Origin of the sequence: Aeromonas sp. MaB10011B, assembly GCF_017939325.1 — a bacterium.
Taxonomy (GTDB): Bacteria; Pseudomonadota; Gammaproteobacteria; order Enterobacterales; family Aeromonadaceae; genus Aeromonas; species Aeromonas caviae.
In genome coordinates, this window is the sequence record NZ_JAGKRK010000045.1 from 1 (window position 1) to 386 (window position 386).

Below are 386 nucleotides of genomic sequence, written 5' to 3' on the forward strand. Positions count from 1 at the left end.
TCCAACGGTGCTCCGCCGCAAGAGCCCGCAAAGTAAGAGCGTGACCAGAGTACGGGTTTGCTGTAAGCACCTCTCAAGTCCAGAAATTCATTACGCAGTCGCCTTGATGTGACCGCCTTTAACGAGTTCACCAGTACCGATAGCTGCACCGTTGGCGCGTACTCTATCAGCATGTGAACATGATCAGCCTCTCCGTCACACTCTTTCAGTTCCGCACCAAAATCTCTGCAAACCTCTGCCGCACACTGACCGAAGGAAGCGTGATGCAGATCCCCCAATATCGGCTTTCGATACTTGGTGATAAACACCAAATGTACGTGCAAAACGTAGGCCGCATGGCGTGATTTATTAATTTTAGTGAATTGCATTCTGTCACTCAATCGGGC

At 50.3% G+C, this 386-nt stretch carries 1 protein-coding gene; it reads right to left on the reverse strand.

All coding sequences use genetic code 11. The features are described from left to right. The coding region (tnpA, locus tag J9893_RS12990; protein ID WP_210600943.1) for an IS200/IS605-like element ISAs26 family transposase at positions 1-368 on the reverse strand (368 nt) is incomplete at its 3' end. Positions 369-386: the final 18 nt, after the last annotated feature.